The organism is Pseudomonas sp. B21-023 (assembly GCF_024749165.1).
GTDB lineage: Bacteria > Pseudomonadota > Gammaproteobacteria > Pseudomonadales > Pseudomonadaceae > Aquipseudomonas.
Genome location: NZ_CP087190.1, coordinates 4,926,002 through 4,949,934, shown reverse-complemented (window position 1 = coordinate 4,949,934; position 23,933 = coordinate 4,926,002). Strand labels below are relative to the sequence as shown.

Here is a 23,933-nt window from a genome sequence, read left to right as displayed (position 1 = left end):
TTTTGGAATGGCTGTCAGTCTAACAATTCGCTTCTGGCCTAGGTGGACGACTTTTACAATGGGCCCGTTGTCGAGGAACTCCCGCCCATGAATCCTGCATTACTGAAGAAGACCCTGCGCCTTTTCGCCGAACTGACGGTGTTGCTGGCGCTGTTCCTGATCGGTGGCCAGCTGGCCGCCTGGCTCGCCTGGCCGATTCCCGGTGGGGTAATGGGCCTGGCGCTGCTGCTGGCGCTGTTCGCCACCGGGCTGCTCAAACCTGCCACGCTGCAATTGGGTGCCGGCTGGCTGATGGCCGAGATGCTGCTGTTTTTCATTCCGGCGCTGATGAGCCTACTGGACTACGGCAGCCTGCTGCGCAGCGAGGGCTGGCGCATCCTGCTGGTGATCGCGCTGAGCACCCTGCTGGTGATGGTGGTCACCGCGGTCACCGTCGAGCTGGTGTGCCGTTGGAGGTTGCGCCATGAGCCTTGAACCCATGCCGCTGTTCTGGCTGGCCCTGACCCTGGGCGCCTACCTGGGCAGCCGCTGGCTGTACCGGCGCAGCGGGCGCTACCTGCTGTCGCCGCTGATCCTGGTGCCGGCCTTGCTGCTGGCGGTGGCCGTGCCGCTGCACACCGCCTACGCCGAGTACGCCCGCAACACGCATTGGTTGATGGGCGTGCTGGGCCCGGTCACCGTCGCTTTCGCGGTGCCGATCTGGCAACAACGGGCACTGCTGGCGCGGCACTGGCCGGCGCTGCTGGTCGGCATGCTCGCCGGCAGCGTGGCTTCTATCGGCAGCTCCTGGGCGCTGGCGCACCTGCTCGCGCTGGACGATGCGGTCAGCCTGTCGTTGCTGCCGCGTTCGATCACCACGCCGTTCGCCATGCCCGTGGCCCAGGACCTGGGCGGCGTGCCGGAGCTGACGGCGGTGTTCGTGATGTTTACCGGGGTGCTCGGGGCGATGTTCGGCGGCATTCTCCTGCGTTGGCTGCCCTTGCGCACACCGCTGGCGCGGGGGGCTCTGTTCGGTGTCGGTGCCCATGGCGCGGGGGTGAGCCGCGCCCAGGAAGTCGGGCGCGAGGAAGGCTCGGTGGCCGGCCTGGTCATGGTCCTGACCGGGCTGCTCAACCTGTTGGCCGCGCCGTTGCTGATGAGGTTGATCTGACCGTTCGTGCCACTGACTCGCACGGTCATCAGGCTGGCTGCCAAGGCGACTTATCACCTTCGTATAGGCTTCTAGACTGAGCCTCGACATAGAGAGCACATGTAAGTGCCGAGGTGACATGCAATGAACGCAGCCTTGCCCTCTTCCAACGCTTATCCACCGGGACGACCGTGATGCCACTGGCCGAAATTCCATTGTGCGTCTGGCGCACCCGGAGCCAGGGGTTCACTTTCCGGGGCCAGAGCATCCGCTACTGGACGGCAGGGCAAGGAGAGCCCCTGCTATTGCTTCACGGTTTCCCCACGGCCAGCTGGGATTGGCACTACCTGTGGGCACCCCTGACCCAGCGCTTTCGTGTGGTGGCCTGCGACATGCTCGGCTTCGGCGATTCGGCCAAGCCCGCGGACCATGACTACAGCCTGCTCGAGCAGGCCGACCTGCAGCAGGCGTTGCTGGCGCACCTGCACATCGACCAGCCGGTGCACCTGCTGGCCCACGACTACGGCGGCAGCGTCGCCCAGGAGCTGCTGGCCCGGCACCACGAACGGCGGCTGGAGGTGGCCAGTTGTGTGTTCCTCAACAGCGGGCTGTTCCCCGAGAGCTGCCGGGTGCTGCTGGTCCAGAAGCTGCTGCTCAGCCGCCTGGGCTGGCTGGTCGGGCGCTCGTTCGGGCGCGACGATCTGGTGCGCAACGTCACCCAGGTCTATGGCCCGTGCACCCATCCCAGCGAGAGCGCCCTGGACGACTACTGGAGCCTGATCGCCTCCAACCGAGGCCCACGGATCCTGCACAAACTGGTCAGCTTCCTGCCGGAACGCCGGGCCCAGCGCGAGCGCTGGGTCGCCGCGCTGCAACGTCCGGGCGTGCCGCTGCGCTTCATCAATGGCGCGGTCGATCCGTTGTCCGGCGCGCACATGGTCGAGCGCTACCGGGAAATCGTCCCGGACCCGGACACCGTGGTTCTGCAGGGCATCGGCCATTACCCCCACACCGAAGCGCCGGTGCAGGTGCTGCGCCATTACCTGGCCTTTCGTGAGCAACCGATGAGTTATTTACCGCTGAAGGTCGCCTGGTCCTGACCGGCGATCATCGTCGGGCGTTATCGGGCGGCATTCGCCACGGTGCGCTTGATTGCCGGGCCCGGGCGGCTGGCGGAAACTGCTTTGCATCCCTTCATTGCCAGGAGCCTTGAGCATGAGCGAGCCGGTACGTCTGCAGGATCGAGTGGTGATCGTCACGGGGGCCGGCGGCGGCCTGGGCCGGGCCCATGCGCTGCTGTTCGCCGCGCGCGGCGCTCACGTGGTGGTCAATGACTTGGGTGGGTCTACACATGGTGAAGGCGCCAACGCCTCGGCGGCCGACCGCGTGGTGGAGGAGATCCGCGCCGCGGGCGGCACGGCCATCGCCAACCATGACTCGGTCACCGATGGCGCGCGCATCGTCGAGCAGGCCCTGGATACCTTCGGTCGGGTCGATGTGCTGGTGAACAACGCCGGCATCCTGCGCGACAAGACCTTCCACAAGATGGAAGACAGCGACTGGGAGCTGGTCTACCGGGTGCACGTCGAGGGCGCCTACAAGGTTACCCACGCCGCCTGGCCGCACCTGCGGGCGCAGAATTGGGGGAGGGTGATCTTCACCTCGTCCACCTCGGGCATCTATGGCAATTTCGGCCAGGCCAACTATGGCATGGCCAAACTCGGCCTCTATGGGCTGACCCGCACCCTGGCCATCGAGGGCCGCAAGCACGGCATCCTGGTCAACGCCATCGCCCCGACCGGCGGCACGCGAATGACCGAGGGGTTGATCCCGCCGCAGGTGTTCGAACGTCTGCAGCCCGAGTTGATCAGTCCGTTGGTGGTGTACCTGGGCAGCGAGCAGTGCCAGGACAGCGGCGAACTGTTCGAGGTGGGCGGCGGCTGGGTGGGCAAGGTGCGCTGGGAGCGTAGCCAGGGCGTGGGCTTCGACCCGCGTGAAGGGTTCACCCCCGAGCAGGTGGCGGACAACTGGGGGCGGATCGGTGATTTCGAGGGCGCGGAGCACCCGCAGGACAGCCTGCAGGCGTTGCAGCAGATGATGGCGAACCTGCAGAGGTATCCGTTGGGTTGATTGGCGCCGATCTTGCGATTCTTGCAGAAATAAAAAAGGCCGCTGCAATCGCAGCGGCCAATCGAGACGTTAGATCAAGGAGCTTCAAAATCAACGTCGGTGAACCTGGGCGGGCGCGAAAAGCAGGGGGGAGAGCCCTTCGTGCCGGCCAGTGAGGTCAGAATAAGCGCATGATCCCGTGGGAAAAATACCCGCTTATGACATTCACCTTTACGTTTCGAGTAAAAGTGCGAGGCGGACTATAGGCCGCTCTCGCAGGAAAAGTCCGTAATGCTTTGTAAGTCCTTTTACTGATCCGCGCCGTATCCCATTCGCCAACTGGTGGCCTGGGTTGCGGCGAGCAGGCGCCGGGCGGCCGGGCCGTGCTCGTCGGCATGGAAGATCGAGGTCGGACCGACCACGGTCATCACGGCGGCGACCTGGCCCATGGCGTTGAACACCGGCGCGGACAGCGCGTCCACCCCCGGCATCAGCAAACCGTGCACATGGTGCAGGCCGCGCTGGCGGATCTGTTCGAGCAGGGCGGCATAGTCATCCGCCGTCTGGCCGAGCGCTGCCAGTTCCCGGTCGCGCAGCTCCACGGTCTCGCGCTCGGGCAGGTGCGCGGCGAACACCAGTCCGGTGGACGAGCTGAGCAACGGCAGCACCGAGCCGATCTGCGTCACCACCGTCACTGCCCGCACCGCCGGCTCGATGCTCACCACGGTCGCGCCCTGGTTGCCCCACACGGCGATGAAGCAGCTTTCGTTCAACTCGTCGCGCAATTGCGACAGTGGCAGCGCCGCCACCTTCAGCACATCGATGCTACCCAGGGCCGCCATGCCCACCCGCAACGCCTCGCGCCCCAGCCCGTAGTGGTTGGTGGCGGGGTCCTGTTCGGCGAAGCCGCTGGCGATCAGCGCCTGCAGGTAGCGGTGCACCTTGCTCGCCGGCATGTCGACATGCTCGGCCAGGCGCGACAGCGAGGTGGAGGGGGAAAGTTCGGCCAGGGCCTTGAGGATGTCGGTGCCGACTTCCGCCGAGCGGACTTTCTGTTTGCCGTTGTCGGTGCTGCTGGCTTTGGCCATGGGGGACTTCTATGCAGATTTCATGGGGTGGCGCCTTTATAGCTTGACGCCTGCGCTCGGGCAAATTACGTTATTCGTAATCTGATTACGATAAAAACAATGCAGACGCGCTGCCGCCCTTGGTGCCGGTTTCAGGATCGGGCTCCGCAGCCAGCTGCCCGAAACGGCTCCCAGCAGCCCGGAGGCACCGATGACCCGCGACACATCCCCTGAGCTCCAGTACCTGAGCGGCTTCGGCAACGAGTTCGCCAGCGAAGCCCTTCCCGGCGCCCTGCCGGTCGGGCAGAACTCGCCGCAGAAGGCTCCCTATGGGCTGTACGCCGAGCTGCTGTCGGGCACCGCGTTCACCATGACCCGCAGCGAACTGCGACGCACCTGGTTGTACCGCATTCGCCCCTCGGCCCTGCACCCGCGTTTCGAGCGCCTGGAGCGCCAGCCGCTGACCGGGCCGTTGGGAGGCGTCAATCCCAACCGCCTGCGTTGGAGCCCGCAACCGATGCCGTCCGAACCGACCGACTTCATCGACGGCTGGCTGCCGATGGTGGCCAACTCGGCATCGGAGAAACCGGCCGGCGTGAGTATCTACATCTACCGCGCCAACCGCTCCATGGAGCGGGTGTTCTTCAACGCCGACGGCGAGTTGCTGCTGGTGCCCGAGCAAGGCCGCCTGCGCATTGCCACCGAACTGGGCGTGCTCGAGGTCGAGCCGCTGGAGATCGCGGTGATCCCGCGCGGCATGAAGTTCCGGGTCGAACTGCTCGATGCGCAGGCCCGGGGCTACATTGCCGAGAACCACGGCGCGCCGCTGCGCATCCCGGACCTTGGCCCGATCGGCAGCAATGGCCTGGCCAACCCGCGTGACTTCCTCGCCCCGGTCGCCCATTACGAAGAGAGCACCGGCCCTGTGCAGCTGGTGCAGAAATTCCTCGGCGAACACTGGGCCTGCGAGCTGCAGCACTCGCCCCTGGACGTAGTCGCCTGGCACGGCAGCAACGTGCCTTACAAATACGACCTGCGCCGCTTCAACACCATCGGTACGGTCAGCTTCGACCACCCCGATCCGTCGATCTTCACCGTGCTGACCTCGCCCACCAGCGTGCATGGCATGGCCAACATGGACTTCGTGATCTTCCCGCCGCGCTGGATGGTGGCCGAGAACACCTTCCGTCCACCATGGTTCCACCGCAACCTGATGAACGAGTTCATGGGCCTGATCCAGGGCGCCTACGACGCCAAGGCCGAAGGCTTCCTGCCCGGCGGCGCTTCGCTGCATGGGGTGATGAGTGCCCACGGCCCCGACGCCGAGACCTGCGACAAGGCCATCTCGGTGGACCTGGCGCCGCACAAGATCGACAACACCATGGCCTTCATGTTCGAGACCAGCCAGGTGCTGCGCCCTAGCCGCCAGGCCCTCGAAAGCCCGCAGTTGCAGGCCGACTACGATAGTTGCTGGGCCACCTTGCCGAGCACCTTCAACCCGAACCGGAGATAACCGATGAACCACACCGCCATTGCCCGTAGCTGGGTCGAGCACGCCAACGGGCACCGCGACTTCCCGTTGCAGAACCTGCCCCTGGGCATCTTCAGCCGCCCAGGGCAGACGCCACGTTGCGGCGTGGCCATCGGCGACGCGATCCTCGACCTCGAGGCCGTGCTGGCCGCCGGGTTGTTCGAGGGGGCGGCCAAGGCCGCCGTCGAAGCGACAGTGGGCGGCGCGCTGAATGCCTTCTTCGCCCTTGGCCGCGAGGCCCGTGTTGCCCTGCGCCAGCGCCTGCTGGCGCTGCTGGGCGAGGGCAGCGAGCACCAGGCGGCCCTGAAGGCCGCGCTGTACCCGGCCGGCGAATGCCAGTTGCACCTGCCGGCGAAGATCGGTGACTACACCGACTTCTACGTCGGCATCGAGCACGCCAAGAACGTCGGCAAGCTGTTCCGCCCGGACAATCCGCTGCTGCCCAACTACAAGCACGTGCCGATCGGCTACCACGGCCGCGCCTCGACCATCCGGCCGTCCGGCACCGACGTGCGCCGCCCCAAGGGCCAGACACTGCCGGCGGGCCAGACCGAGCCGAGCTTCGGCCCTTGCGCGCGCCTGGACTACGAGCTGGAACTGGGCATCTGGATTGGCCAGGGCAACGACATCGGCCAGCCGATCCCGATCGGCGACGCCGCCGAGCACGTGGCCGGCTTCTGCCTGCTCAACGACTGGTCGGCGCGCGATATCCAGGCCTGGGAGTACCAGCCGCTGGGCCCGTTCCTGTCCAAGAGCTTCATCACCACGGTGTCGCCATGGGTGGTCACTGCCGAGGCCCTGGAGCCGTTCCGTTGCGCCCAGCCGGTCCGTCCGGAGGGTGACCCGCAGCCGCTGTCATACCTGCTGGACAAGCGCGACCAGGCCTCCGGCGCCTTCGACATCGAACTGGAAGTGCTGCTGCTGACCGAACGCATGCGCGAGCAGAACCTGCCGGCGCATCGCCTCACGTTGAGCAGCACCCGCAGCATGTACTGGACCGTGGCACAGATGGTCGCCCACCACAGCGTCAACGGCTGCCAGCTGCAACCGGGCGACCTGTTCGGCTCGGGCACCCTGTCGGGCGCGGCGCCAGGCTCGTTCGGCAGCCTGCTGGAGATCACCGAAGGCGGCAAGCAGCCGGTGGAACTGGCCAGCGGCGAAGTGCGCAAGTTCCTCGAGGACGGCGACGAGATCATCCTGCGCGCCCGTTGCGTGCGTGATGGCGTAGCCAGCATCGGCTTCGGCGAGTGCCGTGGCACCATCGTCGCGGCCAACTGAGGAGGGCAGGGCGATGGAACTGTTCACCTACTACCGCTCCACCTCGTCGTATCGGGTGCGCATCGCCCTGGCGCTCAAGGGCCTGGCCTACCAGGCCCTGCCGGTGAACCTGCTCAAGGGCGAGCAGCGCGGCGCGGACTACCTGGCGCTCAATCCGCAGGGGCGGGTGCCGGCCCTGCGTACTGACGATGGCGAGTTGCTGGTGCAGTCGCCGGCGATCATCGAATACCTCGAAGAGGCGCACCCGCAGCCAGCGCTGCTGCCGACCGCAGCCGAGGCCCGGGCCAAGGTGCGTGGCGTGGCGGCGATCATCGGCTGTGATGTCCACCCGCTGCACAACGTCAGCGTGCTCAACCAGCTGCGTCAGTTGGGACACGACGAGGCACAGGTCAACCAGTGGATCGGCCACTGGATCGGCCAGGGGCTGGCGGCGATCGAGCAGTTGATCGGCGACGATGGCTTCTGCTTCGGTGCGACGCCGGGCCTGGCCGATGTCTACCTGATCCCGCAGTTGTACGCGGCCGAGCGATTCAACATCGACCTCAGTGGCTACCCGCGCATTTGCCGGGTGGCGGCCCTCGCCGAACAGCACCCGGCCTTCCACAAGGCTCACCCGTCGAGGCAGCCCGACACGCCCAACTGACCCACCCAGCCCGCACCTGCACTCATAACAACAAAAGACAGGTACCTTGCGATGCACAACCAGATAGCCAGCTTTCGCGCGGCGCTCGACGCGCGCCCGGTGTCACCCTACCAGTGGCGCTTGCTGCTGCTGTTGATCCTGCTGTTGGTCACCGATGGTTATGACGCCCAGGTGCTGGGATACGTGATCCCCGCGCTGGCCCAGGACTGGGGGCTGGAAAAGGCGGCCTTCGGGCCGGTGTTCAGCGCCAACCTGCTGGGGCTGACGGTCGGTTCGCTGGCGGTGACGCCACTGGCCGACCGCTTCGGCGTGCGGCGGGTGCTGCTGTGCTGCGTGCTGCTGTACGCCAGCCTGACGCTGCTGATGGTGTTCGCCACTTCCCTCGACAGCCTGATGCTGGCGCGCTTTCTCTGCGGTATCGGCATGGGCGGCGCGATGCCCAGCGCCATGGCGCTGATGGCCGATTATGCACCACCGCGGCTGCGTACCCTGATGGTGACTCTGGCAGCTTGCGGCTTCTCCCTGGGGGGCGCGGCGGGTGGCTTCGTAGCTGCAGGTTTCATCGATCACCATGGTTGGCAGGCGGTGTTTCTTGCCGGTGGCGTGGCGCCGCTGCTGTTGTTCCCGTTCCTGGCGCTGTTCCTGCCTGAATCGCTGCCGCGCCTGCTGCGCGACGCCCCTCCCTATGCGCGGTTGCAACGGGTGGCCGCCCGCCTGCTGCCGGGCTGGCAGGTGCCGGCGGCCCAGGTCGCGGCCGATGCGTCGGCCGACAGCAAGCTCACCGTGGTGGCGTTGTTTCGCGAGGGGTTCGCCCGGCCCACGCTGCTGCTGTGGAGCACCTTCTTTGTCAGCCTGATCCTGTTGTACTTCATGATCAGCTGGCTGCCGTCGCTGCTGCAGGAAAGCGGGCTGGCGCTGAACCAGGCCAACCTGGTGACTTCGCTGTTCCTGTTTGCCGGCACCTTCGGTGCGGTGTGCCTGGCCTGGTGCGCCGACCGCATGGCCAACAAGGCTCACCTGCTGGCCGGCGTGCTGCTGGGCGCGGCGCTGTTCAGCGTGCTGGTTGGCCTTAACCATGACGATCCGCGCTGGCTGGTGCCCAGTGTGTTCGCCGCGGGGTTCTGCATCATTGGCGGGCAGTTGACGCTCAATGCCTTCGTCAGCAACTTCTACCCGGCCCAGGTGCGCGCCACCGGCACCGGCTGGGCCCTGGGTGTCGGGCGCTTCGGCTCGATCCTCGGACCGTTGCTCGGCAGTCTGCTGCTGACGTTGCACATGCCAGTGGAGCAGATCTTCTTCTTCTGCGCCGTGCCAGCGCTGCTCGGCGCGCTGCTGATCAGCCGGGTACGCGCACCGCAGCCGCGCGAAGCGACGGTCAAGGGCGAGGCATTAATGGATTGAACGTTTACCGTTGGGCAACTGGCCGAGGCGTTCCGTGAGTTTCAGGCGCTGCACCGGGTCGTCGGTCAGCAGCAGGGCGTGCTCCAGGTCGAAGCGCTCTGCCTGGGGACAGTCCAGGTGCTGGTACAGCGTGGCCCGGGCCAGGTAGTCGCCGACCTGCACCGGGCCCAGTTGCATGACCCGCTCGGCATCGATCAGCGCTGCGAGGTCGTTGTCGTTGCTGATATGCAATTGGCGAAGGTTGCGCGACAGGCGCTGGAGCATCTGCCGCGGCGATGCGCTGAGCAGGTGCTCGGCGGACAGTGGCACCTGTGGGCCGAACTGGCGGGCGAGCAGTTCGCGGCAGTCGTTGGGATACAGGCGGCGGCCACCACAAGGGTCGAGCAGGTGGTCGGCACCGGGTACCCGCAGCAGGAAGTGCCCGGGAAAGTTCACGCCTTCCAGGGGGATCGACAGCCGCCGTGCCAGCTCCAGGGCAAGGATTGCCAGCAGCAGAGGTTGGCCACGCCGACGTTGCAGCACTTTGTCCATCAAGGCCACGTGCGGGCGCAACGGGTGATACTCGTCCTGCTGAAAGCCCAGTGCGTTGAGCTGGCGCAGCAAAGGCTGGGCCAGTTCGTTGACCGGCAGCATCGGCAGGCTGGTGCTGACTTCGCGTTGCAGCTCATGCAGCCTGGCCAGGCTGGCCGAGAGCTCGACAGTGCGGTCATGCTCCGCAGCAATCCACAGCGCGGCTTCCAGCAGGGCGACCGGCTCGCGTTCCAGGCAGGCCAGGCAGGCTTGGCGTGAGTTCATCGGACTTCTCCATCACGCTTAACTTGTAGCCCTGGCGAGGCTTTTCGTCCAGTGGTCCGCCCGCACGGTGTGCTGCCTTGACCTGTTTATACTGGTAGCAGCACCTCGCTGGGGAGCCCGTCGATGTTCGCGCTCATGCAAAGCACTCGCACGCAGTCACTGCACTTGTTCATCGACCCGCCTACGGGGTTGAAGGCCGTGGTGGCGATTCACAGCGAACAACTGGGTCCGGCCATGGGCGGTTGTCGCTACCTGCCCTATGCCGACGACGAAAGCGCCATGACCGATGCCATCCGTCTGGCCCAGGGCATGAGTTACAAGGCGGCCCTGGCCGGGTTGCCGATGGGCGGCGGCAAGGCGGTGATCGTGCGTAACCCGCATGTGGAGAACCGTGCAGCGCTGTTCGAGGCGTTCGGGCGCTTCGTCGACACCCTTCAGGGCCGCTTCATCACGGCGGTGGACAGTGGCACCTCGACCCTCGACATGGACTGCATCGCCCAGGCCACTCCCTACGTCACCAGCACCACCGCCTCGGGCGATCCATCGCCACATGCGGCGATGGGCGTGTTCGCCGGCATCCGCGCCACCTCCATGGCCAGGTTGGGCAGTGACAACCTGGAGGGATTGCGAGTGGCGGTGCAAGGGTTGGGCAACGTTGGCTATGCGCTGGCCGAGCAACTGAATGCGGCCGGCGCCGAGCTGCTGGTCAGCGACCTGGATGCCGGCAAGGTGCGCCTGGCGGTGGAGCAGCTCAATGCCCACCCGGTGGCCCATGAAGCCTTGATCAGCACGCCGTGCGACATCTTTGCGCCGTGTGGCGTTGGGCCGGTGCTGAACGGGCAGAGCGTGATGCAACTGCGCTGCGCGGCGGTGGCGGGGTCGGCGAACAACCAGCTGACCACCTTGCAGGTGGCCGACCAGCTGGAGAACCGGGGAATCCTGTATGCGCCGGACTATGTGATCAATGCCGGTGGGCTGATCTATGTGGCCCTGACCCATCGGGGCGAGGGGCTGGGGACCATTACCGCGCACCTGGCGCGGATACCTTCGCGGCTGACCGAAGTGTTCGCCCATGCCCAGGCGGAGAAACGTTCGCCGGCACGGGTGGCGCAGATGCTGGCGGAAAGATTGTTGTACGGCTGAAAGCCATTTCGCGGGGCAAGCCCGCTCCCACGAGATTTTCCATGGATGCGAGCCTTGCAGGCTTGCCCCGCGATGGCGTCATTCCACCGCGCCGCCTTCGAGCAGCTCCGCCAGCGCATCGGGCTGGCTCTTGAACGCTCGGGCGAACACATCGCGGTTCTTCGCCATGTAGATGCCGGCTTCCTCTACCTGCTGCTCGCTCATCGAAGGCACGGCCTTGTGCAGTACCTCGGCCAGGCGTTCGGCCAGCTCGAGCATCTTGTCGTGACGGTCTGCTTCGGCCTTATCCATGAACAAGCGCTCCGGGTCGCGGCTGCTGCGGTACACCACTTCGACGGCCATTCATCACCTCTGTGCCTTTTTGCTGATTGGATTGCGCATTGCTGTGTTTTTATACAGTACATCGTCAGGCCATCACCCTGCAACCGCAATGATGGCCAGGCAAACTGACAATCAGCGTAGTCCACAGGTGTCTTGCGGCAATCGACCGCCTTCCAAGACAGGGGCCATGGCCCTTTAACTGCATGGCAACCAAGACCTTCAGTATCAGGAATCGAACATCGTGAACATCAAATGGGCAGAAAAGCTGCGCAAGGGCCTGCACGGCTCCGCCGACTCGCTGGGCAACCTGTGTGTGGAGGCCTTCCATTACCTGGCGCTGTTCGGTATCGGCGCGATCACCGCCTATGCGGCGGTAGTGACCTTCCTGGACATGCTGGGCAAGGGTGGGGTGAGCGTGGATGACATCCTGCTGCTGTTCATCTACCTGGAGCTGGGGGCGATGGTGGGGATCTACTTCAAGACCAACCACATGCCGATCCGCTTCCTGCTCTACGTGGCAATCACCGCGCTGACCCGCCTGCTGATCGGCGATGTCTCGCACCACAAGGCGCCGGATGTCGGCTTGCTGTACGTGTGCGGCGGTATCCTGCTGCTGGCCTTCGCCATCCTGGTGGTGCGCTATGCGTCGTACCGCTACCCGTCGACCAAGGCGCTGGATGCCAGCGGCAAGGAAGTGGACGAGGGCAAATAACCCTCAGTTTGCCAGGCCGACGACAGGGACGCGGCGCTCGCCCTGCGCGGGGCGGGTCAGGGCTGCGAGCACTTCCAGCGGGTTTTGCCCCAGCTCGATGGCCAGGCCCAGGCGGATGCTGTCGATGACCCGCTGCAGGCGTACCGGGTCGTTGCGCTGGGCCTGGCTGATCAGGCGCTTGGCGACCACGCCGCTGTCGTCGGAGAGGGTCAGCATGATGCTGCCGTCAAGGCGTTCGATGCTCAGGTTGACCCGGTACTCTGGGGCGAAGGCGGCGCTGATCTGATCGAAGGGATTGTTCATGGTTGGGTTCTGCAGTGAATGATTGCAGAAGTTGACCGGGCTCGACCGAGGTTGGTTCAGGCCCGCTGATCGGTGAACAACGAGAACGCCCGGCGCAAGGCCGGGCGTTCTTGTCTGAACCATTGTCGGTCAGGCGTCTGGATCACTCAGTTCCAGGGCGCCGCGCTTGCTGCGCAACTTGCCGTAGAAATGCTCCAGGGCGTGGTTCAGCTTGCTGGCCGCGCCATCGACGGCGTGCTCCAGCGAAGTGGCGGTGTGGGTCACGGAAATCGGCTGGTGACCTTTAGGGCGAGCCTCCATCTGGCAGCGTTTGTCGTGGGGACCGGGCTTGGCGCCGTTTTCGTCACGCAGGTGGACTTCTATGCGGGTGAGGTCGTCCTCGTAACGTTCGAGGCTGCTTTGCAGGGTACTGCGGACCCATTGGTCGAGACGGATGTTGCCTTCGATATGGTTGCTGCTGTTGACCTGGATTTGCATGATTCAATCCTTATTCAGCTTGCTCGCGAGAGGCGCGCCTAGGCCACTGAGGGCGTTGGTTTTCCTGCGCCTCTTGACTCTAAAGTCAGGCAACTGTCGGATGAATTCAAGCCCTTTCTGAAAATAAATTTCCTGTTGCAATTCGCTCTGCTCACAACGATGACGGCCGATCACTGCAATCAATAATGCTGGGCCATCCGCCAGGCGGCCCCTAAGCTCAGGCGCATTTCCTCACCCGTCGGGAGCGCCGCATGTCCAGCAACCCTCTGTTCCAGCCTTTCACCCTAGGCTCCCTTGACCTGCCGACCCGCGTGGTCATGGCGCCGATGACCCGTACCCTCTGCCCCGGGGGCGTGCCCCATGACGGTGTGGTCGATTACTACCGCCGTCGTGCCGCAGCCGGGGTCGGGCTGATCATCACCGAAGGCACTACGGTCGGGCACAAGGCCGCCAATGGCTACCCCAACGTGCCGCGCTTCCACGGTGAAGATGCCCTGGCCGGTTGGAAACGTGTAGTCGACGCGGTCCATGCCGAAGGCGGGCGCATCGTGCCGCAACTGTGGCACGTGGGCAGTGTGCGCCGCCTGGGCACCGAGCCGGATGCCGAGGTGCCGGGCTATGGCCCGAGCGGCAAGGAGAAGGATGGCCAGGTACTGGTCCAGGAGATGAGCCACGACGACATTCGCGAGGTAATCGCCGCCTTCGCCCAGGCCGCGCGCGATGCCCAGGCCATCGGCATGGACGGTGTGGAAATCCACGGCGCCCACGGCTACCTGATCGACCAGTTCTTCTGGGAGGCCAGCAACCGTCGCGACGACGAATACGGCGGTGACCTGGCCGGACGCTCGCGTTTCGCCATCGAACTGATCCAGGCCGTGCGCCAGGCCGTGGGCGCGGATTTCCCGATCATCCTGCGCTTCTCGCAATGGAAGCAGCAGGACTACAACGCACGCCTGGTGCAAACCCCCGAGGCCCTGGCAGCGTTCCTCAAGCCCTTGTCCGACGCGGGCGTGGATATCTTCCACTGCTCTACCCGGCGCTTCTGGGAGCCAGAATTCGAGGGCAGCGAGCTGAACCTGGCCGGCTGGACCCGCCAGCTCACCGGCAAGCCGACCATCACCGTGGGCAGTGTCGGCCTGGATGGCGAGTTCCTGCAGTTCATGGTCGCTACCGACAAGGTGGCCAGGCCGGCCAGCCTCGAAGGCTTGCTGCAACGCTTGCAGGACCAGGAGTTCGACCTGGTGGCCGTGGGCCGCGCCTTGCTGGTGGATGCCGAATGGGCGCGCAAGGTTCGCGAGGGGCGTGAGGGAGACGTGCTGCCGTTCAGCCGTGAGGCGTTGACGACCCTGGCTTGATCACCAGGGGCGGCGTCTGTTCGCGGGTGCTCTGCAACTCGCGGCAGGCTCCGTACAGGTAACCCTCGAACTGTTCGATGATCGCCGGCCAGCCCTCGCGGCTGGCGTGCTGGCGAGCGTTGAGGCGCACCCGGCGCAGGGTTTCGCTTTCCTCCAGCAACCAGCAAGCGGCGTCGATGAATGCCGCCTGGTCACCCGGCATGGCCAACGCACCGCTATGGCCGTGGCGGATGTGCTGGGCGGCGGCGGCTTCATCGTAGGCGACCACGGCAAGGCCCGAGGCAAGCGCCTCGAGCACCACGTTGCCAAAGGTCTCGGTCAGGCTCGGGAACAGGAATAAATCGCCGCTGGCATAGTGCTCGGCCAGTACCTCGCCGCGCTGCGCACCGCAGAACACCGCATCGGGCAACTGCTGTTCGAGCTGGCCGCGCAGTGGGCCATCGCCGACGATCACCAGGCGCAGCCGCCGGTGCGGGTAGGCCTTGCGCAGGGCTTCCATGCAAGGGCGCAGCAAGGCCAGGTTTTTCTCTGCGGCCAGGCGTCCGACGTGCAGCACGGCCAGGTCATCCACGCCCAGCCCCCACTGCCCGCGCAGGGCCTGGCTGCGCCGTGCCGGGTTGAACAGGCCGGAGTCGACACCGCGGGCCATCAGGCCGAGGCGTTCGAAGCCGCGGCGTTCCAGCTCCAGGCGCTGGCTGATGCTGGGCACCAGGGTGATGGCGGTACGCCGATGGAACCAGCGCAGGTAGTGGGTGAGCAGTCGCGACAGCAGTCCCAGGCCATACTGCCCCGAATACTGCGCAAAGTTGGTGTGAAAGCCACTGACTACTGCCACGCCCAGGCGCCGGGCGGCGCGCAGGGCGCTCAGGCCCAAGGGGCCTTCGGTGGCGATGTACAGCACGTCCGGACGCTGCCGACGCCAACGACGCCATAGCTTGTGCATCGACACTTCGCCCCACTGCAGGCCGGGGTAACCGGGCAGTGGCCAGCCACGGCACAGCAGCAGTTCGTCATCGTTGCCCGTTGCGCTGTCGGCGGCCTGTCGCGGGCGGATCAGTTCGACCTGATGCCCGCGCTGGCGCAGACCCTCGCTGAGGCGGCCAAGGGTGTTGGCCACGCCATTGATCTCGGGTGGGAAGGTTTCGCTGACCAGGGTGATGCGCAAGGACGGTGTGTTCATGACAAAAAGTGTCCGCCGCCCCCGTTGCGGCCATATGACGCCTTTGTGACGTGCGGATGACGCCTGATTTCCGGCAGTTTCATCCGTATGAATATTTCCTTGCAACGCACTCAAGAACTCACGGGACGCAGCCGATGCAGATGCATTCGACTACGGGAATACGCTCCGGGAGAGCGGCCATGTTCAACAGCAAACTGAAGAAAGAAATCCAGCAACTGCGCGAAGAACTGATGTCCATCGAGCAGGTCAAGAACAGCCTCGACAGCGAGATGCTGGTGCTCCAGCTCGATCCACAGGGGCGCATCGAGTCGGTCAACGGCAACTTCGAGGCCGAAATGGGCTACCGCGCCGAGCAGCTCATCGGGCGCAATATCGAGGAGATCGTCCCGGCCCATGTGAAGAAGCTCGATTTCTACCAGCGCATGAAACACGCCATCACCCGGGGCGAGCATCTCAATGGCGCCTTCCGCCTGCTGCGTGGCAACGGTGAAGAGGCCTGGCTGCGCTCGATCCTGCAACCGGTCAAGGACAGCGACGGGCGCCTCAAGTACTTCTCCCTGCATTCCAGCGACCTGACCCGCACCATCGAGACGTCCCGTGAGCATGAGAGCCTGATCAAGGCCCTGATGCGCTCCACCGCGGTGATCGAGTTCAACCTCGAAGGCCAGGTGCTGACCGCCAACGACCGCTTCCTGCAGACCATGGGCTACACCCTCGAACAGATCCGCGGCAAGTCGCACCGCATGTTCTGCGAGCCGGAAGAAGCCAATTCGCCGGGCTACCAGGAGTTCTGGAACAGGCTGCGCCGCGGCGAATTCGTTGCCGAGCGCTTCAAGCGCGTCGATGCCCATGGCCGCGTGGTGTGGCTGGAAGCCTCGTACAACCCGATCATCGACGCCCACGACGTGCTCTACAAGGTGGTCAAGTTCGCCACCGTGATCACCGACCAAGTCAACCAGGAACTGGCCGTGGCCCAGGCCGCCGACATCGCCTACACCACCTCGCTGGAAACCGACGACAGCGCGCGCAAGGCCACCGACGTGGTAACCCAGACTGTCGAGGTGATGCGTGGGCTGGAGGGCTCGATGCAGGAAGCCGCCGAGGGCATCCAGGCACTGGACAAGCAGTCGAAGGTGATCGGCGCGATCATCAAGACCATCAGCGACATCGCCGGGCAGACCAACCTGCTGGCGCTCAACGCCGCCATCGAAGCCGCCCGCGCCGGCGAACAGGGCCGTGGTTTCGCCGTGGTCGCCGACGAAGTGCGCCAACTGGCCTCGCGCACCAGTAGCGCCACCGAGGAAATCGCCAAGGTGGTGCAGCAGAATGAACAGCTGGCCCAGGCCGCGGTGGACATCATCGACACCAGCAAGCGCCAGGCCGAGCAGGGCCTGGCACTGGCCGCCGATACCGGCGGGGTGATCGTCGAGATCCAGGAAGGAGCGAAGAAGGTGGTGGATGCAGTGGGGCAGTTTTCCAGCCAGTTAAGCCACTGATCCGTTCAGCGTCTTGCTTAGCTGCCGCGGCGAGACGGCTGCTACAGAGGGTTGCGCTGTGCCTGTGGGAGCCGGCTTGCCGGCGAAAGGGGCGCAACGCGCCCCCGGCCCTTTCAAGTGCGCTCCCGCACCCAGAACAACGTGGCCCCGGCCACCGCTGCCGGCATCATCAGCACGTTGACTCCCGGAATCATCAGCGCCAGGTAGGTGATCCCGCCAAAGCCCATCGATTGCCAGCGCTTGGCGCGCAGCCAGGCGAGCATGTCCTGCCAACTCATCTTGTTGTTGTCCGCCGGGTAGTCGATGTACTGGATGGCCATCATCCAGATACCGAACACCAGCCACAGCGGCGCGGCGATCACGTTCACCACCGGGATGAACGACAGGATGAACAGGCCGATGGCCCGCGGCAGGAAGTAGCCAAGCTTGCGCATCTCGCGGCTCAGGGTACGTGGCACCATGGCCATCAGCTCGCTCCAGCTGAAGGGCGGGAAGTTGTCCTGGCCGCGCACCACCACTTCGACCTTTTCCGCCAGGAAACCGTTGAACGGCGCGGCGATGACGTTGGCCAGCAGGGTGAAGGTGAAGAACACCATCAACAGCACCAGGGCGACGAACAGCGGCCACAGGATGTAGGTGAGAAAGCCCAGCCAGTCGGGCAGGGTGGGCATCAGCGCATCGACCCACAGGCTGAACTGGTGGCCGGCAAAGTAGATCAGGCCGCCGAACAGTAGCAGGTTGACCGCCAGGGGCAGCAGCACGAACAGGCGCAGGCTGGGGCTCAGGACCAGTTTCAGGCCTTCGCGCAGGTACTGCGGGCCGGACAGGACGGGGGCTTGCATCGGAGTGCTCCGCTTGAGGAAAACGCGCTGACCTTACCGAGTTTGGCGCGCCGACGAAAGGCGCCGCGCCTCCGGGAAACGGCGTGTAACAAAGCACAGGCACAATGCCTGGCTATTTCCTCTGCGGATAGAGACTGTCTATAAGGTGGATTGTCGAAGGATATTTCCTTAATCTCTGCGGCCTCGCTACAGTGCGCTCAACTTTTTTGGTTTTGGACCAACGCGTTGTAGCCTTCCCCAAGTGCTGCGTGGGTCCCTTTTAATTCCAGCTGGCGCAACCGGCGCACAGACGCCGGCCCCGTGCGGCCCGCTCGACAGGAGTTCGACATGTCCGAAGTACGTCATTCGCGCGTCATCATTCTCGGTTCCGGCCCTGCCGGTTACAGCGCCGCGGTGTATGCCGCCCGCGCCAACCTCAAGCCGCTGCTGATCACCGGCATGCAGGCGGGCGGCCAGCTGACCACCACCACCGAAGTCGACAACTGGCCGGGCGACCCCCACGGCCTGACCGGCCCGGCCCTGATGCAGCGCATGCAGGAGCACGCCGAGCGTTTCGAGACCGAGATCGTCTTCGACCACATCAACGCCGTCGACCTGGCCAACAAGCCGTTCACCCTGCGCGGTGACAGCGGCACCTACACTTGCGACGCGCTGATCGTCGCCACCGGTGCCAGCGCTCGCTACCTGGGCCTGCCGTCGGAAGAAACCTTCATGGGCAAGGGCGTGTCGGCCTGCGCCACTTGCGACGGCTTCTTCTACCGCAACAAGCCGGTGGCGGTCGTCGGCGGCGGCAACACCGCCGTGGAAGAGGCGCTGTACCTGGCCAACATCGCCAGCAAGGTGACTTTGGTACACCGTCGCGACACCTTCCGCGCCGAGAAGATCCTGATCGACAAGCTGCACGCCCGTGTCGCCGAAGGCAAGATCGAACTCAAGCTCAACGCCACCCTGGACGAAGTGCTGGGTGACAACATGGGCGTGACCGGTGCGCGCCTGAAGAACAACGACGGCAGCTTCGACGAAATCAAGGTTGACGGTGTGTTCATCGCCATCGGCCACACCCCGAACACCTCGCTGTTCGAAGGCCAGCTGACCCTGAAGGACGGTTATCTTGTGGTCCACGGCGGCCGTGAAGGCAACGCCACCGCCACCAACGTCGAGGGCGTGTTCGCCGCCGGCGACGTGGCCGACCACGTCTACCGCCAGGCCATCACCTCCGCCGGCGCTGGCTGCATGGCGGCCCTGGACGTCGAGCGTTACCTGGACGGCCTGGCCAACGCCGCGCACTGATCCAGCCCCTGCGGGCTTGCCTCGCAATGAAAAAACCGGCCATCTGGCCGGTTTTTTTGTACCTGCGATTCAGCTCACAGGCTCAGTCGCATCGACAGGTCAACCGCCTTCACATCCTTGGTCATCGCACCGATCGAGATGTAGTCGACACCGGTCTCGGCGATCACTCGCAGGGTGGTCTCGTTGACCCCGCCGCTGGCCTCGAGCTTGGCCTTGCCAGCAGTGATACGTACCGCTTCGCGCATTTCATCCAGGCTTAATTCGTCGAGCATGACGATATCGGCGCCCGCCGCCAGCGCCTGGCGCAGCTCGTCCAGGCTTTCCACCTCGATCTCCACCGGCTTGCCCGGGGCGATACGGTGCGCCGCCGCCACGGCCTCGGCCACGCCACCACTGGCGGCGATATGGTTTTCCTTGATCAGGAACGCGTCGTACAGGCCGATGCGGTGGTTGTGGCAGCCGCCGCAGGTAACCGCGTACTTCTGCGCCAGGCGCAGGCCCGGCAGGGTCTTGCGGGTATCGAGCAGGCGCACCTGGGTGCCCTCGACCAGGTCGGCCAGGAAGCGCGCGCGGGTTGCAACGCCCGAGAGCAGTTGCAGGAAGTTCAGCGCCGAGCGTTCACCACTGAGCAACGAGCGCGCCGGGCCTTCGAGGTGGAACAGCGCCTGGTTGGCGGTGGCGCGCTCACCATCGGCCACCTGCCAGTGCACCGCCACCCGCGGGTCGAGCTGGCGGAACACCGCATCGACCCAGGCGGAGCCTGCGATCACGCAGTCCTCGCGGGTGATGATGGTCGCCTTGGCCAGGCGCTCGGCCGGGATCAACTGGGCGGTGATATCGCCGCCGCCGATGTCCTCGAGCAGCGCGCGGCGCACGTTGGCTTCGATTTCGGCGGTCAGGTCGGCGAGGCGTAGGTTCGGCATGGTCGGCTCCACAAGCTAGGTGCCGGCGATTATAGGGCAGGGGGGCGGCGTGTACAGCTGCCGTGCCGATGACCTTTGGTCAGGCGGTTTGAGCAATTCTGCAAATGCATTGTCCGTTGAGGCGTGCGAAAGGCGTGCTGGCAGCTGCCAGAATTTTCACCGATAATGGCGCCTTGTAATTGGCGTCATAGCTTTGACGATTTCACTTCCAGTCGAACAACGCAACATCCAGCAAGGAGTCCGGGATGCATGATGAAGGCAAGGTGGTGCCCTTGGCGGCGGCCATCGACCGGGGTGCGCGCGCGCCCTCGCCATGCCTTCCGGTCCTGCTCCTGCAGGTGCGCGACAAAGCCGCGCTGCAATTGCGCCAGGGCTTGCAGGCGCTGTTCGACAATGCTGACGACACCCTTTTCGAAATGGCCGACAAGGCCAGTGGCCGACTCGACCAGAACCTGTACTTCGAAGCCATGCGCGACCTGCGCCTGAAGCGCAAGAGCATCGAGCGCGGGTTCCTCGACACCTTCTACGACGCCTTTGCCCGTATCGGCCAGGGCGGTGGGCTCGAGGCCCTGGTCAGGTCACAGACCCAGGACAGGTCGGCGCTGGAGCGAACCGTGGCCGTGCAGGCCATGGTCGATCGGGTGCTGTCGCGTGACGGGTTTCTGCTCGATCAACTGAACCTGCGCTTCACCACGTTGCTGGAAGTGCCGCTGGAGACCGCGCACAACCCACTCGGGCCAGGCAACCTCTGCGGTTACTTCCTGGATGCCGGGCGCAACCTGGGGGTCGGCGCCAACGTCAAGATGGTGCTGCTCAAGCTGTACGAGCGTTATGTGCTGCGCGACCTCGACCTGCTCTACGGCGAGGCCAGCCAGTTGCTCGCCAGTGCCGGCGTGCTGCCGGACCTGCTGCCCGCGCCACGGCGCCGTGCCGAGGACCGGCGCGGCATTGCCAGGCGCGTGCCGGCCAGCGTCATGCCGGGCGGTCTGCCCGACTCCGCCGGCCAGGCGTTCTTCGCCTCGGTGCAGGCGCTGCTGGCGCCGGTGCGCGGGCGGGTCACGCCGCGTTTGCAGGCGGCCGGTGCGGCCCAGCCGACCAGTACCGGCGACCTGCTGCGCCTGCTCACCCACTTGCAGCACTATGTGCCGGCCCCTGGCGAGCCGGATGACTTCAACCTCGGCCAGCAGCTGGAGCAACTGCTGTTGCGGGTCAGCGTGCGCAGCGGCACGCGGCGGCGCATTGCCACCGACGACGAAGACACGATCAACCTGGTCGACCTGCTGTTCACCTTCATCCAGGGTGACCACAACCTGCCGGCCAGCCTGCGCGCGTTGCTCGTGCGCCTGCATATTCCAGTGCTCAAGGTGGCGCTGATCGACAAGGGCATGTTCAGCCGTGGCAGCCACCCGGCGCGCCGCCTGCTCAACGAAATAGCCGCCGCGGCCATTGGCTGGGAGACCGAGGCCGAGGGGCTGCGCGACAGCCTGCACCTGCGCGTCGAGCGGATCGTGCAGCGCCTGCTCAATGACTTTTCCGACGATTGCGCCCTGTTTGATGAACTGCTCGATGAGTTTCTCGCTTTCAGCCAGGATGAACGTCGGCGCAACGAACTGCTCGAACAGCGCACCCGTGACGCCGAGGAGGGCCGCGCCCGTACGCTGCTGGCCCGCCAGCGTGTGCAGCAGGAGCTCAACGACCGCCTGCATGGCCGGGTGCTGCCGCAGGTGGTGGTGCAGATGCTGGTTCAATCCTGGAGCCAGGTGCTGCTGCTGGCCTGGCTGAAGCAGGGTGAGGCTTCGCCAGCCTGGGCCGAGGCCCTGGCGACGGTGGACGACCTGCTGGTCAGCATTGCTCCGTACCGTGAGCCGCAGCGCCTGCTTGAGCAGGTGCCGGGCCTGCTCAAGGCGCTGCGCGACGGTCTGGCGGGGGTGGCGCTGGACTCCGCCGCCACCCGTGATTTCTTCCTGCAACTGGAGAAGCTGCACCAGCGCGCCTGTGGCGCTACGCCGGAGGCGGATGCCGCGCTGGACGAAGTGTGGGTGGAGGACGATATCGTGCTGATCGTCAGCGATGAGTCCGAGTTGGACGCTGGCCTGCCGCTCGACGAGCATGACCCTGCCGTTCATCAGGTACAGCGGTTGCAGGTCGGCACCTGGGTCGAGGTGATGGACGACGACGAGCCGCTGCGCTGCAAGCTGGTGGCGCGTATCGACAGCAACGACCGGCTGGTCTTCAGCAACCGCACCGGCATGAAGGTGCGCGAATGGAACCGCATGGGCCTGGCCATGGCCCTGCGTCGTGGCGAGGTACGCCTGCTGGACGATGGCCTGTTGTTCGAGCGGGCGCTGGAGGCGGTGCTGGAGCAATTACGTGGGCAGCAGGCGCAGCAAAGCTGAATCTTCCTACACAATCATTTACATGCAAGCACTGGCCGCCCACGGCATACTGGCCATCTGTCTCGGGCGTCATTTCAGGATCTGCACCATGCAATTGGACCGCGCGACCGGCTGGTTCACCGGCGTCAGCCTCTGCCCCTCGCCGAACTTCAACGCCCGCCCCGAAGGTGAGGCCATCGTGCTGCTGGTCATCCACAACATCAGCCTGCCTCCGGCCTGCTTCGGCACCGGCAAGGTGCAACAGTTCTTCCAGAACCGCCTGGACCCGGACGAGCACCCGTATTTCGCGACCATCAACCACCTGACCGTCTCGGCGCACCTGTTCGTCGAGCGCGATGGCGCGGTGACCCAGTTCGTCTCGTTGCTTGATCGTGCCTGGCATGCCGGCGTGTCACGCTTCGGCGAGCGCGAGGGCTGCAACGATTTTTCCATCGGCATCGAGCTGGAGGGCACCGACGACGTGCCTTATACCGATGCCCAGTACACCGCCCTTGAGCAACTGAGCCGCGAGATTCGCGCGGCCTGGCCGGTGATCGACGCCGAGCGCATCTGCGGCCACAGTGATATCGCCCCGCAGCGCAAGACCGACCCGGGCCCGGCATTCGACTGGCTGCGCTACCGGGCTGCCCTGCAACGCAACGAGGACAAGGCATGAGTTTTCTGGTGTTGGTGCTGGCATTGTGGGTCGAGAAGTTCTCGGCCCTGCGCCAGCGGTTGCAGCGCGACAGCTTCTATCTGGGCGAGCTGGTGCGCCTGGAGCGCAGCGGTAAGGTCCACCCATGGTGGACGCTGGGGCTGCTGATCCTGGCGCCGGTGTCGCTGCTCGTGCTGCTTTTGCATGTGCTGGAGCCGGTGGCCTATGGCTTGCTGGCGTTGCCGGTGCACCTGCTGGTATTGATCTACAGCCTGGGGCGCGGCGATGTAAAGGCGGCGCTGGGCCCGTTTCGCGACGCCTGGCGCCGGGGTGACGAACAGGCCGCGCTGCACGTGGCCGAGCGCGACCTGGGGTTGGCCGCCGACGATGCCCAGAGCTTGATCAAGCGGGTTCAGGGCCACCTGCTGTGGCAGGCCTACCAGAGCTTCTTCGCGGTGATCTTCTGGTACTTCCTGCTCGGCCCGGCGGCGGCGCTGGCCTACCGCCTGCTGGCGCTGACCATGGACAACAGCCGCCAGCCCGCCTTGCAGAGCCTGGCCGGGCAACTGCGCCACGCCATGGACTGGCTGCCGGTACGGGTGATGACGGTGAGTTTCGCCCTGGTCGGCAACTTCGTCGCGGTGACCCGCGTGATGCTGCACGAGCTGCTCGACTGGCACGTCAGCGCCGGGCATCTGGTGGCCAAGGTCGGCCGGGTGGCCGACGACATCCCTGAGGAAGAGGACCGCCAGCGCGGTCTTGAGCGGCTGGACAGCCTGTGGGAGCTGCTGCTGCGCTGCGCGGTGCTGTGGTATGCCTGCTTTGCCCTGTGGACCGTGTTGGTCTGAGCAGTTCGCTACCGAACTGATCGCTTAACCATAAGTTACAAACCTTGATTCCAATCTGCG

At 65.4% G+C, this 23,933-nt stretch carries 24 protein-coding genes and 1 pseudogene; 17 read left to right on the top strand and 8 right to left on the bottom strand.

Features of this window, described 5'->3' with window-relative positions; genetic code table 11:
- The first annotated feature begins 87 nt into the window (after window positions 1-87).
- The 4 genes from LOY42_RS22310 (at window position 88) to LOY42_RS22295 (ending at window position 3,259) form a co-directional block, all read left to right on the top strand.
- Window positions 88-474, top strand: a complete 387-nt coding sequence (locus LOY42_RS22310) for a CidA/LrgA family protein (RefSeq protein WP_102682531.1) — start codon at window positions 88-90, stop codon at window positions 472-474.
- Complete coding sequence (locus LOY42_RS22305) at window positions 464-1,150, top strand: LrgB family protein (protein WP_102682530.1); 687 nt, start codon at window positions 464-466, stop codon at window positions 1,148-1,150. The genes LOY42_RS22310 and LOY42_RS22305 overlap by 11 nt, the downstream gene beginning before the upstream one ends.
- 173 nt (window positions 1,151-1,323) lie before the next feature.
- Window positions 1,324-2,229, top strand: a complete 906-nt coding sequence (locus tag LOY42_RS22300; RefSeq protein WP_139668656.1) for an alpha/beta fold hydrolase — start codon at window positions 1,324-1,326, stop codon at window positions 2,227-2,229.
- Between the two features lie 115 nt (window positions 2,230-2,344).
- On the top strand, window positions 2,345-3,259 hold the full coding sequence (locus LOY42_RS22295; protein WP_139668658.1) for an SDR family oxidoreductase: 915 nt from the start codon (window positions 2,345-2,347) through the stop codon (window positions 3,257-3,259).
- 287 nt (window positions 3,260-3,546) lie between these two features.
- Here LOY42_RS22295 and LOY42_RS22290 read toward each other — a convergent pair whose 3' ends face one another.
- Complete coding sequence (locus tag LOY42_RS22290) at window positions 3,547-4,326, bottom strand: IclR family transcriptional regulator (protein WP_094010273.1); 780 nt, start codon at window positions 4,324-4,326, stop codon at window positions 3,547-3,549.
- 190 nt (window positions 4,327-4,516) lie between these two features.
- Here LOY42_RS22290 and hmgA point away from each other — a divergent pair, with 190 nt between their 5' ends.
- The 4 genes from hmgA to LOY42_RS22270 are packed head-to-tail and all read left to right on the top strand — an operon-like array spanning window position 4,517 to window position 9,158.
- A complete protein-coding gene (gene hmgA / locus LOY42_RS22285) occupies window positions 4,517-5,818 on the top strand; it encodes a homogentisate 1,2-dioxygenase (protein ID WP_198755205.1) in 1,302 nt (433 codons plus the stop codon).
- 3 nt (window positions 5,819-5,821) lie between these two features.
- Window positions 5,822-7,114: a fumarylacetoacetase gene (gene fahA / locus LOY42_RS22280; protein WP_139668662.1), complete on the top strand. Its 1,293-nt coding sequence runs from the start codon at window positions 5,822-5,824 to the stop codon at window positions 7,112-7,114.
- A 13-nt stretch (window positions 7,115-7,127) separates the two neighbouring features.
- Window positions 7,128-7,757, top strand: coding sequence for a maleylacetoacetate isomerase (gene maiA / locus LOY42_RS22275; protein ID WP_139668664.1), 630 nt, complete (start codon window positions 7,128-7,130; stop codon window positions 7,755-7,757).
- Between the two features lie 51 nt (window positions 7,758-7,808).
- Entirely contained in the window at window positions 7,809-9,158 is a 1,350-nt protein-coding gene (locus tag LOY42_RS22270; RefSeq protein WP_139668666.1) for an aromatic acid/H+ symport family MFS transporter, read from the top strand.
- On the opposite strand, the gene LOY42_RS22265 is transcribed toward LOY42_RS22270, so the two are convergent.
- Window positions 9,147-9,953, bottom strand: coding sequence for a SirB1 family protein (locus LOY42_RS22265; protein WP_139668669.1), 807 nt, complete (start codon window positions 9,951-9,953; stop codon window positions 9,147-9,149). The genes LOY42_RS22270 and LOY42_RS22265 overlap by 12 nt on opposite strands.
- Window positions 9,954-10,076: 123 nt before the next feature.
- On the opposite strand from LOY42_RS22265, the gene LOY42_RS22260 reads away from it, so the two are divergent.
- Window positions 10,077-11,096, top strand: coding sequence for a Glu/Leu/Phe/Val dehydrogenase dimerization domain-containing protein (locus LOY42_RS22260; protein WP_258599267.1), 1,020 nt, complete (start codon window positions 10,077-10,079; stop codon window positions 11,094-11,096).
- A 78-nt stretch (window positions 11,097-11,174) separates the two neighbouring features.
- On the opposite strand, the gene LOY42_RS22255 is transcribed toward LOY42_RS22260, so the two are convergent.
- Window positions 11,175-11,438: a YebG family protein gene (locus LOY42_RS22255; RefSeq protein ID WP_023631474.1), complete on the bottom strand. Its 264-nt coding sequence runs from the start codon at window positions 11,436-11,438 to the stop codon at window positions 11,175-11,177.
- Window positions 11,439-11,658: 220 nt separating this feature from the next.
- Between LOY42_RS22255 and LOY42_RS22250 the strand changes: the two genes are divergently transcribed.
- Entirely contained in the window at window positions 11,659-12,129 is a 471-nt protein-coding gene (locus tag LOY42_RS22250; RefSeq protein WP_031315617.1) for a phosphate-starvation-inducible protein PsiE, read from the top strand.
- Window positions 12,130-12,132: 3 nt separating this feature from the next.
- Here LOY42_RS22250 and LOY42_RS22245 read toward each other — a convergent pair whose 3' ends face one another.
- Together LOY42_RS22245 and LOY42_RS22240 are read right to left on the bottom strand one after the other, a co-directional pair.
- On the bottom strand, window positions 12,133-12,432 hold the full coding sequence (locus LOY42_RS22245; protein ID WP_110700611.1) for a DUF3509 domain-containing protein: 300 nt from the start codon (window positions 12,430-12,432) through the stop codon (window positions 12,133-12,135).
- Between the two features lie 129 nt (window positions 12,433-12,561).
- Entirely contained in the window at window positions 12,562-12,909 is a 348-nt protein-coding gene (locus LOY42_RS22240; RefSeq protein ID WP_023630676.1) for an HPF/RaiA family ribosome-associated protein, read from the bottom strand.
- A 251-nt stretch (window positions 12,910-13,160) separates the two neighbouring features.
- Here LOY42_RS22240 and LOY42_RS22235 point away from each other — a divergent pair, with 251 nt between their 5' ends.
- Complete coding sequence (locus LOY42_RS22235; protein WP_139668673.1) at window positions 13,161-14,264, top strand: NADH:flavin oxidoreductase; 1,104 nt, start codon at window positions 13,161-13,163, stop codon at window positions 14,262-14,264.
- Here LOY42_RS22235 and LOY42_RS22230 read toward each other — a convergent pair.
- Entirely contained in the window at window positions 14,233-15,444 is a 1,212-nt protein-coding gene (locus tag LOY42_RS22230; protein ID WP_139668675.1) for a glycosyltransferase family 1 protein, read from the bottom strand. The two genes, LOY42_RS22235 and LOY42_RS22230, sit on opposite strands and share 32 nt — an antisense overlap.
- Before the next feature lie 56 nt (window positions 15,445-15,500).
- On the opposite strand from LOY42_RS22230, the pseudogene LOY42_RS26740 reads away from it, so the two are divergent.
- Both LOY42_RS26740 and LOY42_RS26735 read left to right on the top strand, forming a co-directional pair.
- Window positions 15,501-16,346 (top strand): annotated as a pseudogene (locus tag LOY42_RS26740) (PAS domain-containing protein); the annotation flags it as partial.
- Window positions 16,347-16,508: 162 nt separating this feature from the next.
- Complete coding sequence (locus LOY42_RS26735) at window positions 16,509-16,940, top strand: methyl-accepting chemotaxis protein (RefSeq protein WP_371918132.1); 432 nt, start codon at window positions 16,509-16,511, stop codon at window positions 16,938-16,940.
- A 113-nt stretch (window positions 16,941-17,053) separates the two neighbouring features.
- On the opposite strand, the gene cysZ is transcribed toward LOY42_RS26735, so the two are convergent.
- The gene (cysZ, locus tag LOY42_RS22220) at window positions 17,054-17,782 is read right to left on the bottom strand and encodes a sulfate transporter CysZ (protein WP_111531689.1); all 729 of its coding nucleotides are present in this window, start codon (window positions 17,780-17,782) and stop codon (window positions 17,054-17,056) included.
- Window positions 17,783-18,109: 327 nt separating this feature from the next.
- Between cysZ and trxB the strand changes: the two genes are divergently transcribed.
- Window positions 18,110-19,072, top strand: a complete 963-nt coding sequence (gene trxB, locus LOY42_RS22215) for a thioredoxin-disulfide reductase (protein ID WP_028689829.1) — start codon at window positions 18,110-18,112, stop codon at window positions 19,070-19,072.
- 74 nt (window positions 19,073-19,146) lie between these two features.
- Here the strand turns inward: trxB and nadC are convergent, their stop codons facing one another.
- Complete coding sequence (gene nadC / locus LOY42_RS22210; RefSeq protein WP_110700602.1) at window positions 19,147-19,995, bottom strand: carboxylating nicotinate-nucleotide diphosphorylase; 849 nt, start codon at window positions 19,993-19,995, stop codon at window positions 19,147-19,149.
- A gap of 245 nt (window positions 19,996-20,240) precedes the next feature.
- On the opposite strand from nadC, the gene LOY42_RS22205 reads away from it, so the two are divergent.
- From LOY42_RS22205 to ampE, 3 genes are all read left to right on the top strand, one after another.
- Entirely contained in the window at window positions 20,241-22,391 is a 2,151-nt protein-coding gene (locus tag LOY42_RS22205) for a DUF1631 domain-containing protein (protein ID WP_258599260.1), read from the top strand.
- An 88-nt stretch (window positions 22,392-22,479) separates the two neighbouring features.
- Window positions 22,480-23,046, top strand: a complete 567-nt coding sequence (ampD, locus tag LOY42_RS22200; RefSeq protein WP_139668685.1) for a 1,6-anhydro-N-acetylmuramyl-L-alanine amidase AmpD — start codon at window positions 22,480-22,482, stop codon at window positions 23,044-23,046.
- Window positions 23,043-23,873, top strand: a complete 831-nt coding sequence (ampE, locus tag LOY42_RS22195; RefSeq protein WP_139668687.1) for a regulatory signaling modulator protein AmpE — start codon at window positions 23,043-23,045, stop codon at window positions 23,871-23,873. The genes ampD and ampE overlap by 4 nt, the downstream gene beginning before the upstream one ends.
- The last annotated feature ends 60 nt before the right edge of the window (window positions 23,874-23,933 follow it).